This window comes from Cupriavidus sp. KB_39 (assembly GCF_052114485.1).
Lineage (GTDB): Bacteria > Pseudomonadota > Gammaproteobacteria > Burkholderiales > Burkholderiaceae > Cupriavidus.
In genome coordinates, this window is the sequence record NZ_JBFREV010000019.1 from 21,499 (window position 1) to 36,043 (window position 14,545).

The window sequence follows — 14,545 nt, forward strand, 5'->3', positions numbered from 1 at the left end:
CAAGCGCTTCGCCATGGCTCAGGGCCTCTGCACTTTGGGCTTGAGCAGCGGCACCAGCAGCGCGACGATCACCACCGCCAGTACCGCGAAAAGCAGCTGGTTGCTGAAGTTCGCGGAAGCGAGGTCGGGATCGCAGCGCAACAGCAGCCCGCCGATCACCAGCGGCACAATGCCCGCCACCACGACATAAAGCTGGTACGGCCGGCCCAGCGCGCGCACGCGGCACGAGAGGAGCAACGCGGCCAACGACACGGCCACGATGCCGAGCAGCAGCCAGAACGCCGCGCGCAGCGCCCAGCGCCAGTCGCAGACCAGATTGCACAGCGCGCCCTCGCGCGTCTCGCCCGCCAGGATGGTGCCACGCAAGGTGGTTTCCACCAGGTGGGTGAACGTGGCATCGGCCACCGGCTGCGGCCACAGCGCCACCCCGCCGAAGTTGTCGTTGAAGTAAGCCATGTCGTCGCTCATCTGCTGCGCCTGGCTGCTGCCCACCGACACCAGCGGCAGGATGCGCCGCATCAGGATTGCCCGGTTGGTGCCGGCCAGCGCCGGCGTGCTCTCCACGGCCTCGCGCAGCGTCTTCTTGCTCAGCGTGGTCGGCTCCGGCAGCGCCACCAGGTAACGCACGGTGACATTGGTGTGGGATCGATAGCCACCCGCGCCCACGGCGATGCGACCATCCTGGAACGGCGGATCCTCGGCGCGCACCAGATAGTCGAGCAGCCCGTCGAAGGTCCAGGTAGCAGAGGGAGGGTCAGCCGGCGGCGCCGGCGGCGGAGGCGCCCTGCCCCGTGCGGCGGGCGTGGGCGGATTGGACGGCTTGGGCGCCGTAGCAGTGGCCGGCTCGTCGCCGTGGCGCAGCGCAGGCACGAGGTCCGCCGCCTGGACCATCAGGTTCAGCGTGTAGTGGCGGTGGCGCTGGCGCATCTCGGCAATCAGCGCGTGCACCAGACGGTTGCGGAAGTCGTCGAACGCGGCGTAGCGYGCATCGCCGGGCAACGGCGGTTGGTCGAGGAACAGCGTGATGCCGTCGCCGACATGGCTCTCGCCAGCCAGCCCGGGAACGCGGTCCTCCCAGCGGGTGTCCAGCCGCCGGAGCGGCGTGTCGATCAGCCGCAGCGCCTGCCGTGCGGCCTCCTCGGCCACGCGCCGCCGCTGTGTCTCGGGCAGGCGCAGCAGAAACTGCCAGTCCTTGCGATAGAGCGTCACGTCCAGCTTGCTGCCATAACGGTGGATCGCACGCAGGAAGTCGATCTGCGCCGCATCGGGCGCGAGGGGCGTGACGTTGCCGTCCTCGTCGAACGGYTGCGCATAGCCGACCAGCCGGTCATAGAGCCCGAAGTCGGTCTTTGGCCCGGTCTTCGGGTCGCTCCAGTTCGGCACCATGCCATAGACCTTGCCGGTGGACTCGGACACGAAGCAGTTGCAGCCGGTGCCTGACCAGCCCGGTGCCACGGCCTTGGCGGCATCGTGGCTGGTCATGGCCTGCTCGACCAGCCAGGCGCGTACGCGCGGCGGCAGCAGCGTAGCCGGCAGGTCCTGCCACTTGACCGGCGTCTCGGCCAGTTGGGGCGGCGTCTTCGGCGGCGGGCCCTGCCATGCCGTGAGGCAGCGCTCGCGCCACTGCGCGGCACCGGGGGCGGCCTTGCCGGTATCGAGCGCGACCTTGGCGGTCAGCTCCGCCGCGTAGGTGCAGACACGCGCATCGAGGGCGGCGGTGAACAGCGCGCGCGTCGGGTATTCCACATTGACCAACGGCTGCAACAGTGTGGCCAGTTGGCTGGCGCCGGCCTCGCTCAGTTCGTCGAGGCCATCGGGGTCTGGCGCCGGTGGTGCCGGGGGCGCCGGGGGCGTCGATGGGCCCGCCCCCTCGCCTTCGGCCTCGCCCTCCGGCGCCGGCGGTGCCGCGGGCGGGGCGATCTTGCCGAGCACAGCCTCGGTCAGCAGCCACGTATCGATCAGCGTGCGCCCACGCAGCGGGGTTTGCGTGGCCGCGATCGGCACGGTCTGGATCGGCGGATCGGCGGCGGGCGTGGAAGCCGGCCGTGCCGGCGACGGCGCGCGCGGCCCGACCACGTTCAGCGCAAAGCGCTGGCGCACGCCTTGTCCCCAGCGGTCGCGCAGTTCGACCAGGAAGGTGTGCCGGCCGCGTCTCGCCGTGGCACCCTGCACGTTACCGGCCGCATCGAGCGCCAGGCCCTCCGGCAAGCCGTTGTCAGCCGCGCGGAACACGTAGGGCGGCTCGCCACCCGTGGCGCGGAAGCGGTACGTATACGGCAGGTTCTCTACCGCCGCCGGCAGCGTGGTCACAGCCGTCTTTTCGAACGACAGCGGGTCGGCATCGGCAATGCACTGATCGGGCACGGGCTGGCCCGGCGCCACCGCGCACGACAGCGCAGCCGGCGCCGAGGCGACCACCGTCACCACCGCCAGCGGCGCACCGGCCGGCGCGGACGCCGGCACCGCCACGGCAGCCGAAGCCGGCACGGAAGCCGGGGCAGGCGGGGCCACCCCGGCCGATGCCTGCCCCGGCGTTGCCGCCGGGGCAGGCCAGAGCAACCCGAGCCCGGCCGCGAATAGCGCCGCTGCAAGACCCCGCCGCGCTGGCCTCATGGTGTCCTCCCTTCCTTGCGCAGCTCGCGCGCGATGCCGTGCAACAGATGCCCGGCCCCAATCTGCACCGCGCCCTCCCGATGGGCCTGCAAGGCGGCGAAGCGCAGCACGTTGACCATGGCCCCGCCAGACAGCTCATGCCGCTCGGCCAGCTCCGGCAAATCGATATCGGCCGCAAGCCGCCCCGGCTCGCGGATCAGGCTGCGCCACAGCCGCAGCCGCTGGGTTGCATCAGGCATCGGGAAATAGATCATCGACTGAAAGCGGCGCGAGAAGGCCTCGTCGAGGTTCCCGCGCAAATTGGTGGCCAGGATCACTGTGCCCGGGAAGTCCTCCACGCGCTGGAGCAGGTAGGCCACCTCCTGGTTCGCGTGGCGGTCGTTGCTGCTCTGCGTGGCAGAGCGCTTGCCGAACAGCGCGTCCGCCTCGTCGAAGAACAGCACCCAGCGCCGGCTCTGCGCCTGGTCGAACACGCGCGCAAGGTTCTTCTCGGTTTCGCCGATGTACTTGGAGACCACCATCGACAGGTCGATCCGGTACACGTCCACGCCCGCGTCCTGCCCCAGCAGCGTGGCGGTCAGCGTCTTGCCGGTGCCGGGTGGGCCGTAGAACAGGCAGCGGTAGCCGGGTTTGACGGTCCTGGCAAGGCCCCAGGTCTCCATCAGGGCCGGGCCGTCGCGCAGCCAGGTGCGCACGATCTCGATCTCGTCCATCACGTCCGGCGCGAGCACGAGGTCGTCCCACGCCAGCGCCGTGGCGATGCGCCGCGCCGGAAACTGCGCGTTGTAGTCGGGTTTGTGCCAGACGCCGGTCTGCAGGCGCTGGAGCGTCTCGGCGCTGACGCGCAGCGCGCCGCTCAACTGCGGTTCGCCACCGATCTCCCCATCGAGCTGCAGCAGGCCTGCTTGCGCAAACRCATGATCGGGGTCGAACAGGGCCAGCGCGGCGATCCGGGCGGCCAGGTCCTCGCCAGCCAGCAGGAAGATGGCCGTTTCCCCGCTCGGCAGGAAGCCGCCGTGGTGCTGCGCCCGACTGCCGCCGAATTCAGTGAAGCCCCGGTCGAAATCGCGGTTCTTGACGAAAAACAGGTCGAGCGCAGAGGGCCGCAGGTGCGGTGCCAGCGCCAGCGCCAGCACCAGCCGCTCGTGGGCCGCGAGCCCGTGCTGCGTCACGATGACGGACAACGCGCTGCCGGCGGGCAGCGCGGGCGGCGGCGGCACGTCCGGCGCCACCTCGGTYGCGTCGCCATGCGCTGCGGGAGACGCCCCGGCCGGCTGCGCGAAATGCTGCCGGAAGCGGGCATCKAGCGCGGCGACAAGCCAGTCCAGTTCGCGCCGCAACGCCTCGGCGTGCAGGGCRATGTCCACCTCAGCGCCAGTCGACATACAGCGCCTCCTGCATCCAGGGCAGCTTGATGGTGGCGTACGACCACGGCAGGCGGTCCAGCAGCATGTCGAACGGCGCAGGCCGTACCACCAGGCGCCAGTGCGTGCCGGCGGCGGCTTCCTCGCGCACCAACCGGCCTTCGCGGCGCAGGAACGTCTCGCGCAGGCCATCCGGGGAGGTCTGGCCGATCGTCTTCCAGTGGGCGATCACCGCGCCCAGCAGGCTGTCGAGTACCGCGCGCGTCTCCGTGTCGAGCCAGGTCGGGCCTTCCGCAGGCGCGGACAGCGGCTCGCCGAGCGGCATGCCGCAAAGCAGCTTCGGCAGGATGCACTCGGGCTCGCTGGCGTCGTCGTGACCGTGCGCCAGCCACGCCAGACAGCGCACCGCCTTCGATGCCGCCCGCGCATCGCGCAGGCGCGGACCGTCGAGCAGGTCCAGCATGCGGAACAGTTGCTGGCTATAGTTGGCCAGCAACACGAGCCCGGCATCGGACACGTAATGCGTGCCCGTTGCGATGGCGGCTTCCAGCGCGGCGAGTTCGGCCAGYACGGCGGCTTCGRGGCGCGCCGGCGCCGGAGGGGTTGGGCGGTCGGCCACGGGTGAATTCCTTGTCGATGGCGGAAGCGGCCRGTCCAGTGGCTGGCGGGCTTCCCATTGCTCGGTTTCGGTGGGTGCAGCGTGCAAGGCACGGATGGCGCCTGCAGGCAGGACTGGCGCCGGCAAGGACGCCGGGGCTGCATGCCCACGCCGCCACCAGCGCCCCAGCCGACCCCACTGCCCCAGCTTCGCCAGCTTCACCGGCGGCGCAAGCGGGGGCGTGGCTTCGGGCGCCTCCGGCCGGGCACTGGCCTGCGCCACACGCCGCAGCCACTGGCCAAGCGCCCCTGCGCCGTGGCCGTGCTCGCGATACAGGTACAAGGCATGGCGCCGCGCGAGCGATGCCGCCGTGATCGGCCGCTGCTCCACCAGCACATGGTGTGCGAGAAAGCGCCAGTGGCTGCGCGCCCGCGCCGCTGCCGAGAGGTCGGGACCCAGCAGCGCCGCGGTCTGCGCCAGCGCGGCGCTGGCCTCSCGCAACGTGCCAAGCTCGCGCGGGAACAGCACGCCCAACAGCGCCCAGCGCTGGGTGGGCCGCGTCACCGCAATCCAGTCGGCACACAGCGCGGGATCGGCCAACCAGCTCGTCGCCTGCCGCCGCACCATCCAGTCCCGCCGCGCGGCGGGACGCTGCGGCAAGGCGAGCAGATGGGCAATCCGCAGTGTGCGGGAAGCGATGCRGTGAATCGCGTCCCAGTCGAGCCGGCCGGCCAACGCACGAGGCGTCTGTGGCGCATACGTCGCCGGCCTTGCCGTCGATCCCTGCATGGCCTGGACAGCCTGAGGGCCTGGAACGGCCTGGATGGGCGCCGATGAAACCGCTGCAGCCGCTGAAGCCACTGAAGCCGCCGGGCGGCGCGACGGGCGATGGTCAGGCTGCCATGCCCGCAGCGCGCGCTGCCACAGCCGTTCCCAGCCMCGYTGGTCGGTCGGTGCGCGCTCGCCCAGCGCCAGTTGCCGCAGGCTGTACGCCGCGAGCCACGCTTGCAGCGCCGAGACGCCCCCGGGTCGCGCGGCGCGGCCCACGCCGGCCGGGCGGGCCAGCGCGGCCAGCGCAAACTGCCGCAGCGACTCGGCCCAGTGCACGCCGAGGCTCGCGCCGCGCGCCGCGTCGTCGCGCGGTGCGAGCGCCCGCAACACACGGCCAGTCAGCGGCGCGCCGTGCCGCGCCAGCCACTGTTCGGCCTGCCCGTCCCGCAGCACCAGCCCACGCAGCCGGGCCCGCAGCACGTCGGGTTCGCGTCGATACAGATCCTGCAGCAGCACCTCCAGCGCCGCGCCGTSCAGTGGCACGCTACCGTCCAGTGCGGTGCCAAGCCGTTCCAGCGCGGCATCCAGCGGTCGCCGCGCGTGCTCGGGCGCGCCCCCCGGCATGCCTGGGGCGAGGCGCGCAGGCACCGGGGCCAGCATCGCGCCGGGAGCCACGGTGTCGATGACGCCAGCAAACAGCAGGGGGGCGAGCGCGGCATCGTTGGCGCGGCCCGGGGGTTGCCGGCGTGCGGGCCGCCACGCGCCCAGTCCGCCCTGCCCCAGTTGCCGCGCCAGCGCGGCGCCAAGCTCGCGCCGCAAGCGCTGGATGCCATCTGCGCCAAGGTGCCCGGCGTGCCGGTCCCACAGCGTGCGGAACGCCGCCACCCGCCACGCCTGCTGCAGCTGCTGCACCTGATAGGCGCTGAGGCGACCGCGTGCCTGGAGCGGCGCGAGGATCTGCGCGTCCAGCATGTCGAGGCTCTCGGCCAGTTCCCGATGGCGAATCGCCACCAGCGCCTGCAACCCCTGGTACGGCGTGATCTGGCTCAGGCGCGCGAGCACGTAGTCCGCGGGGCGCAGCGCGCGCAGCAACGACCACAGGCGCGGCCCCGTGCGCCGTGCCAGCGTGGCCAGCCACGCCGACAACCCACGCCCCGCCATCGCACTGCGAGACCACGGCAGGTGTCCGTGGCGCAGATAGAAGAGGAAGTGCTCCAGCCGCTGGTGGTCCGCCGGCCTTGGCGCCATGCCGGCCAGCGCGGCGGCGTCCGCACGCATGCCCCCTCCGCGCTGGCCGTGACGCGCGYTATGCAGTGTGTGATGCAGCGCGTCGGCCAGYTGGCGCTCGAGAATGGCTGACCACTGGCCGAAGCTGCCATCCGCTGGCATCGGGCCGGTGTCGATTTCGAGCCGCTCAATTTGCCACACCTCGCCCGGCACGGAGAGGCGCGAAAACACACGGGCAATCGTCGCCCGCCCGGGCCCGTTCAGGAACGCGCTGAGGCGGGCCTGATGGGCGCGCGCTGCCTCGCGGTCGTCGGAGCCCAGCGCGTGCCAGGTCAGCGTCTCGATCGCATGCGCCTGCCTCATGGCTGGTCTCCCGCCAGGGCGGCCAGCCGCCGCCGCAGCCGCGCGGCGCAGRCGTCGAGCYGCGCCACGGCGGCGCTGTCGCGGGCGTGGGCCATGCGGGCGTCCAGCCATGCCGCGAACTCCCGCTCGAAGGCGGCSAGCGCGGTGGTGTCGAGCCAATGGACGTCCGGCTTGACATGCGCCGGACAGCCRAGMCCGATGGTCTCCGTTGCGAGATCGCGAAAGCTCCGGTCCGCGCCGCGTGCGGTCCATCCCGSCAGCACCACGCTGATCCGGTGGGCGTAGAAGGTTTCGGGCACGTCCGGCTGGCCGCCACCCTGCCCCAGCGGGCGCAGCAGGATGTGTTCGACCAGATGAAGACCTTCCGCCTCGCGCTGCACGCGGCAGGCCAGCTCATGCAGGTAGAGCGCGGGTGCCAGCACGCCGCCGGGTCCGTCGCGCACCGGCAGCGGCCACCAATGGCCCGCTTCGTCCGGCCCCAACCACAGTTCCGGCCCCGATGCCCCTTCCACGCGGTGATAACGCCCGGCATGAACTGCGCAGCGGAACAGTGCTGCCGGCAGCGCCTGCGGCGCCAGTTGCGGGAAGTGAAAAGCCAGCCGTTCGTGCACCTGGCGCTCGGCCAGGTCTTCCTCGTAATGCGCGACAAGCCGCGCGCGTGCCGGCGGGTACATCACCAGCAGCTCGGGGTGGTCGGGCGCGCCCGCCTGGGGTGTCGGGCGGGTGGCGGGGGCGATGGGCGGCTGGGCGACGTGCGGCGGGCGTTCGTCGAGGGCCAGCCCGTGGCGCGCCAGCACGCCCGCGAGGCGCCGGCTGTGCGTCTCGGCGAAGCCGAGCAGCAGCCCCACGCGCTCCTGCAGCGGCGCGGTATTGCCCCGCCGCCCCAGTGAGGGGCGGCTGTAGTCGAAGCCGCCGGCGCGGTCCCGCGTATGGCGCACGATCCGCTGAACGAAGCGCCGCTTGCAAGTCAGCAGATGGGCCTGCCAGGCGGCGCTATCGTAGTACACGCCGAATCGCTGGATGCTGTGCTGGTCGCACGATTCGCCGTGCAGCGCCAGCATCAGGTCCAGCACGCGACTGCGTCGCTCGGGTGCGTCGTCTTCCTGGCYGAGCGCCGCCTGCACGGCCGCCGGCGTGTCGGCCGGCACCCCGGCCAGGCCGGGGATGTGCGTGGCGTCCAGCGGCGTCCACCAGTAGCTGTCGGCCGACGCGCGTGCCACGCTGAACAGTGCCCGCAGGTGCTGGGTCTGCGCGCTGCCGTGCGCCAGCCATTGTTCGAGCAGGGCAAGATAGGCGCCGAACTGGGCCTGCCGTRCCGGGTCGGCCTTCGGCGCGAGGTGAGCCTCCCGATAGAGCGGTGGCAAGTGGTGCCAGCTCGACAGGTAGGGGGCATCGGGCAGGTAGTGTCCGGTGGGCCGCCGCAGCAACTGGCCTGCATACGGCGCCGTACGTGGCGCTGTCAGGGCGACGCGCGCAGCCTGCCGAGCATCGGCCAGCCGTACCAGCAGGGCATGGGTATCCAGATGGAGCCGGCTGCCGCGCCGGCTGACTTCCCAGCGTGCCAGCGCATCGGCATCTTCCGGCCAGCGCAATTGCAGCGCCCAGTCCGGGCCCTGCCACGGCAGGCTGTCGCCGGCCTCGTCATGGGTAACGTCCGTGGCCGGGGCGTCAAGTGGCACGAGCCGTAGCGTGCTGATGTCGGCCACGCCGTCGATCTCGCGGAGTGCGCGTGCGAGGTCGCTGAAGTAAAGCCGGTTGGCCGGATCGTGCCGAAGGTCTTCCGTGGCCATCCAGCCGCACTGCACGGCGGGGCCGTCGAACAGTTCGTCGGTGGGCAGCACGCGGCCCTGGGCGTCGCGCTGGGCGAGGCGGGCCTGCACTGGCTGGCGCGGCGGCGCGGCACCGACGATGTCGGCACAGCGGCGCACCAGTTCGACGAGGATGTCGCCAAGCTCGCGCGGGCCTTCCACGCTGAGGCGGATCTCCAGCGCGCACCAGCGCGGGCGCAGGATGCCGGGTGCGCCATCGAGATCCTCGGCCAGGTTGCGCTGGGCCAGGTAGGCGCGCACGGTGTCGCGCGCGGCGGCCTCGCCGTCGCCATCAGCCACGCGCAGCGCCATCTGCCATCGCCCGTCCGCTGCGGGCATGCGCAGGCGCAACTGGCGTACCGCCGGCACGCGGTCCAGCAGGTAGCGCAGCCAGTCGGCTTCGGTGGTCGGCCGGCACGGCAACGCTTCCTCCGCGCCGTGGAGCGCGTGGCGGCGGTAATGGATGCGGCCATCGGGCGCGGTCAGCAGGTCGGCCACGTCGGCGTCCGCGGCGAATACGCCTTCGGTCATCGCGTAGCACAGCGACTCGAGCAGCGTGACGCCGGGGTCGTGGAGGTTGTAGTCGGTCCAGAGCTGGCCGCTGGCCGCCTGCGAGAGCGCAATGCCCCGCGCGCGCAGGTCGGGATAGCTGAACGGCGCGTCGCCGTACAGCCGTGCGATGGCGGCCGTACCGAGCGCGTCGGCATCCACTGCGCCRGGTGGCAACACGGTGCCGCGTGGCGGCGGATCGGTGGAAGCGCCCGGACCCGACATCGGCCCGGTCATGGGTGCGGGGTTGGTTCGGCTCACGGCTGGCCTCCGCTCATGTGCGGATCGAACCAGAGCTGGGTCAGCTGCGCCTGGATCTGCACGTCCGGCCCGAAATCGCAGCCGGTGCGGATCTGCAACCGGTACGTGGCATTGCGCCCGCTGGTGCCGGTCCAGCGCAATTCGAGCTTGTCGCAGCGGCGGCTGTAGTAGCCGTGCGTGCAGCGGATGCCGCGCTTGCGGTTCAGGAAGTCGAACAGTCCGAGCGTGGGGTTGTAGGTGTTGACGGCGATGGCGTGGACCATCCCGAAGCGGCCCTTGCCGCGCAGCCCCGCGCCGGCCATGACCTCGAACGCCTGACAGCCCTCCAGGTCGTCGGTCAGGTCTTGCCACGTGCCGTCGGCGCGCAGCGGGGTCGCATGCGTGCGCCCGAACGCGCCCTGGCGCCCCCGGCTGCGCACCGCTCCGGCCACGTCCAGCGTGGCCGCAGGCTGCTCCGTGCCGATGCCGATACGCCGCGCCTGGTCCAGGCACAGCAGCGCCGGCCCCACCTCGCCCTCCTCCTTGCCCTCCCCTTCACCGGCACCGGCCGCGCGGCCCTGCACCAGCAGCGCGTCGCGCTCACCGCCGAAGCCGATGCGCCAAGCGGGCCGCTCRGGGTCCTGGTCGCGAAAGAAGCTGATCAACGCATCGTGACCAACCGGCGAATAGACCTCGAAACCATGTTCCACCGTCTTGCGGAAGCCCTCGTCGCTCATGTTGAGCATCGAGTCGATCAGATCGGCGAAATGGTCCTCGTCAGGCAGCGCGCCTTCGCGGAAATAGCGTTTGAGGGATTCTCGGTTCCTACTGGTCATCTCGCTCCTGCGCGGAAGACGTCGGCAGCGAACGGCCCACGATGAAGGTATTGCCCACCTCGAGCCGGGCGATGCCGGTGCGCTGCGGCACCAGCGGGCCGACCTCGTCGCGCAACTCGATCAGGTGACGCCGCGTGGGCAGCAGCAGGCTCCACGGCTGCGCCGGGCGCAGCGTGCGCGCCTCGCCGTGGGTCACGTGCGTGGCGGTGTCGCGCAGCGCGTTGAACTGGCTGTCGTTGCGCACGATATGGAGCATCGACACACGGCCCACGGCGGCCACACCGGGCTGGCCGCGCAGGAACGCTTCCACGGCCTCCGCGCGCACGCTCCAGTCGAACTCCGCGCCGAGCCCGTCCGCATGCCACGGCGACAGGTATTCGACGATCGCCCGGTTCAATTGGCGCACCGCCGCGCCGGGGTGGGCGTCGGCGCGCAGCTGCACGATGCAGCGCAGCTGCGCGCGCTCGTAGGCAGCGTTGCGCACCCGCACGGCCGCGCCGGGCGGCGCACACGACTGAAGGTGGCGCTGCATGGCGTCGAGCACGGCGGCGTCGAAGCGCGGGGCTTCGGTGCTGCGAAACAGGTCGCCCGAATGCGGATGCGGCACCACCACAATCAGCACCTGCCCGGGATGGTTGGCAAGGTGGCGATGGCGCGTACTGCGGTTGGCCGCCGTGTCGTCGTCGATCGTTACCTCGTGGTGGGGGAAGCACTTGGCCTTCCACACCGCCGGGAAGGCATCGAGCACCAGCCGCTCGTAGTCCCAACGCGTGACCGCGCGCGCCTTGTGGCGCAACCGCTCGGCACCGCGCTGGCGCACCGCCTCAGGGCGATCGGCGGCGCGCCAGCCCTCGGACGGGCCGACCTGCACCACCGCGCCGAGACCCGGCACGCTGCGCTCGGGGCGGTCGATGCTGCCCGGCGGCAAGGCTACCTGCACCGCGTCCGGGGCGATGSCGGCATCGGCCGGGACACAGCGCGTGGCSTGCACGGCGTGGGCGTGCACGCCATGGAGACCCGCCAGCCGCAGGAAGCCCCAATCGGCACTGAGCCGCAGCCAGTACGCCTGGCCGGCGGGACGCGACACAGCCAGGCAGTCCGCCGCCATGCCGGCCGGCAGGTTGAGCCGGACGATGCCCGGGCGCAGCAAGCCCTGCGTGCCGTCGCTGACCAGCGCGTGCGCCGGCAGCGGCTGCCAGCCACCGTCCCGCCACGCCGCCCAATGCAAGGCTGGCTCGGCATCGGCCCAGCGCCCGGCTGCTGCCTCCCTGCGCAGGTGGAAGAACAGGCTCAGCGCCCCCTGTGGATTGCCGCCGGACAGGCCGATGTAGAGATTGCCGTCATGGGGGAAGCGCGGCAGCAGCGCGGGCGGCTGGCCGCCAGCTCGCGCCATCGGCGAAACGCCGAACGGATGCAGGTGATAGGCCGCCTGCACCAGCCCATCGACATGGCCGCCGTTCGGCTCCCCGACGAGGTCGATGTCCTGGCTGGCCTGGTAGCGCAGGGACAGGCTTTCCAGCACCGGCGTGTAGGGTTCGCGCGGGAGCGGACCGGCGCGCTTGCGCCGCGCATTGCGGGTGAGCGCTGCGCCGAGGAGCGCCGGATAGGCCGCGTGGCCAAACGCGCCGGCGGGCTGGCTCAGATCGAATCGGAAGAAACCGGCGCGCGTGCCGAGGCCATACTGGAACGGCTGGCCCGGGGCGACCGGTGCGGCCGCGCGCTGGAACCGGCGCAGCACCGTGCTCGGGAACACCAGCCGGTGGCCGGGCACCAGGCGCTCGCCGCGGCCATCGCCGTCGTGCGTGCTGAACAGCGACAGCACCGCAGTATCCGCACCGCGCCATTGCCCATCGGTCAGCACCTGCGCGCCGACACCGAAGTCACTGGCCGACCAGTCGCCGGGATAGCCTGCGTAATGCTCGGGAAAGCCGCCCGGCGCGGTGGGCAGGCCCGACCATTTCAGGTCGACCTGCAGCGCCTGTAGCGGCTTGCAGGCCAACTCGGCGCTGCCCAGGACCAGATGGCTGCCGACGGCAGGCGTCGGGCCGAACGGCAGGAACGGTTTGGAGGGGTCGAGGCGCCCAAGCTGGTTGTAAAGCACCACGTCGCGCATGTCCTGCACGCTCACGCTGAGGCGCATATCGTGGACCGCGTACTGCGCCAGCAGGCCGTGCGCAAAGAGCCGGCTCTGCGTGCGCAGCATGCACTGSAGCACGGCTTGCGCCGGCCACGGCGCGCCATGRCTGGCGGGCTGGCACGGCACCACCGGGGGCTGCTCGGGGCCGAGCCGCAGCGTCAGTTCGATGGCCCCGCCGGCATGGTCGCCGCTGCCGGGCCGCCGGCGTGTGAAGACCGTGTCGATGCGCAGCCAACCCGTGGGCACGCTCAACTGGACGTGCCAGACATCGGCGAACACCCGCTCGAAGATCAGCGCGCGGTCCGGCAGCGCGCCGGCCTGCGCGGCGTCGCGCGGTGGGTGGATCAGGATCAGCGGATCGTCGATCTCCACGCGGCGCCCCGCGCGTGACGGATCGAGCCTGGCGGCGTGCGCGCGCAGTGCGGTGAGATCGGCGGCGCGCAGGTCTTCCTCGCCTGCCACGAGCCAGGCCGCGAACAGCCGTCCCAGCCGTTCCGCGAACCGCTCGGCATCGGCGCAGGCCAGGCAGGCCGCGAGCAGGTAGGCCAGTTGCACGTCGGACCCGAAATCCGGCGAGCGCGCCCAGGCTTCCTGGGCCAGCGTGGCGGGCTCGGACGATTCAGCGGGCGCGGGGGCCGGCGTTGCGCGTGGACGTGGGCGTGGCGGAAACTGCTGGCGCTCCCGCGCCGCGTAGCGCTGGAACAGATCGGCGAGCCAGTCGACGGTGCGCGCCGCGTGCGCGGTGCGCAATGCGCGTTGCAGCGCCGGATCGTCGCTGGCCGGATGCGACAGCTGCAGCCGGACGCGGATCTCGCGCTGGCCCTCGCGCAGCCGCAGCAGCGGGGAGGCAATGGCGAAGCCGAGCCGCGCGTCGTGCGCCTGCGCGGCCGAGTCGCGCACGGCGCCCCCCAGCAGCGGCCACCACGGCGCACGTTCGGCATACGCGGCCTCGGGCGGCAGGAGCGGCAGCGTTTCGACCTGGATGCGCGTGGGATAGTCGAATTCCCGCTCAGGCGAAATGCTCGGGTCGCGCGCCACACGCAGGCTGCACAGCATGGCGACCGCGGTATCGGTCACCGTCAGCGCGGTATCGGCGGCGAAAGCCAGCGCGCGGCCCTGCGCGTCCTTGCCGCCCAGGAAGCGCGTACCGGCGTCGATATCGACCGGCCCGGCATAACGCGGCGCACGGCCCAGCAGCAGGTGCACCGATTCGGGCACCGCCGGGCGCGGGGACAGGCGCAGCACGTCGCGGTAGTAGAAATCGATCAGCCGGTCCGGAAAGCGGTTCAGCGGCGCGCGGCTGTACTGGAACAGCTGGAGCGCCGTCAAAAGCAGGCCCATTGCGGGCTCGTGCCGGCCGGTGGCAAGGCTGGGCCCGAGCCGCGCGCGTGCCAGCGGCTGCAGCCGCGCGATGGCCAACCGCATGGCCAGCCAGGCACGGCGCAGCCACTGCCGCCGCGCGGCGGCATCGTCTTCGGGCAACGTGCCGGCCAGAGGGGCGTCGGCGTGGGCGCCATGCCCGGCCGGCATCGCCCAGGCCGGGTGCAGCGTGCCGCCGCCGTGGCCGAAGGCGTCGATGCCGGTGCGCMGCACGCTCGCCAGTCCCTGGGAGATCTGCGCGTAGAGCGCCTCGCGCAGCGCATCGCCCATGCCGTTGCCGTCGGCCACGGGCGGCTGGTCCCCCACGCCGTGAGCGATCACGCCCTGCCCGCCGAGCCACCAGCACCAGCCGTCGTAGGCGCGCACCAGCTGCCAGATGCGCGCCCACAGCGCGCCCTCGCCTTCGCTGTCCAGTGCGGCCAGGAAATCCCGTTCCAGACGCTCAAGCGGGAACGATGCCAGCTCGGCCAGCAGGATGGATTCGTCCTGGCGCAGCACGGTATCCCAGTTGGCGTCGCCGCCCGCCCCGAAGCGCAGCCCGCGCGCCTGCGCCAGGGTGAGACGCAGGCGGTCCGCCAGACCGAACTCGTCMGGCAGCAGGTGGTGCGATGCGAGCGCATCGGCCAGGCGGTCCTCCTGACGCGTACCGTTTGACATAC

The 14,545-nt window shown here is 72.2% G+C and carries 6 protein-coding genes; all 6 read right to left on the reverse strand.

All coding sequences use genetic code 11. The annotated features are described in order from the left end of the window. Positions 1–18 precede the first annotated feature (18 nt). Genes AB4Z27_RS15610 through AB4Z27_RS15635 form a run of 6 tightly spaced genes read right to left on the reverse strand, consistent with a single transcriptional unit; the run spans position 19 to position 14,543 of the window. Positions 19–2,613, reverse strand: a complete 2,595-nt coding sequence (locus AB4Z27_RS15610) for a putative Ig domain-containing protein (RefSeq protein WP_441644764.1) — start codon at positions 2,611–2,613, stop codon at positions 19–21. After that, complete coding sequence (locus tag AB4Z27_RS15615; protein ID WP_441644765.1) at positions 2,610–3,998, reverse strand: ATP-binding protein; 1,389 nt, start codon at positions 3,996–3,998, stop codon at positions 2,610–2,612. The genes AB4Z27_RS15610 and AB4Z27_RS15615 overlap by 4 nt, the downstream gene beginning before the upstream one ends. Next, entirely contained in the window at positions 3,982–6,936 is a 2,955-nt protein-coding gene (locus AB4Z27_RS15620) for a contractile injection system tape measure protein (protein WP_441644766.1), read from the reverse strand. Before AB4Z27_RS15620 ends, AB4Z27_RS15615 begins: the two co-directional genes overlap by 17 nt. Further along, complete coding sequence (locus tag AB4Z27_RS15625; RefSeq protein ID WP_441644767.1) at positions 6,933–9,554, reverse strand: hypothetical protein; 2,622 nt, start codon at positions 9,552–9,554, stop codon at positions 6,933–6,935. Before AB4Z27_RS15625 ends, AB4Z27_RS15620 begins: the two co-directional genes overlap by 4 nt. After that, positions 9,551–10,369, reverse strand: a complete 819-nt coding sequence (locus AB4Z27_RS15630) for a hypothetical protein (protein WP_092296313.1) — start codon at positions 10,367–10,369, stop codon at positions 9,551–9,553. The genes AB4Z27_RS15625 and AB4Z27_RS15630 overlap by 4 nt, the downstream gene beginning before the upstream one ends. Continuing rightward, on the reverse strand, positions 10,359–14,543 hold the full coding sequence (locus AB4Z27_RS15635) for a baseplate J/gp47 family protein (RefSeq protein ID WP_441644768.1): 4,185 nt from the start codon (positions 14,541–14,543) through the stop codon (positions 10,359–10,361). The genes AB4Z27_RS15630 and AB4Z27_RS15635 overlap by 11 nt, the downstream gene beginning before the upstream one ends. Positions 14,544–14,545: the final 2 nt, after the last annotated feature.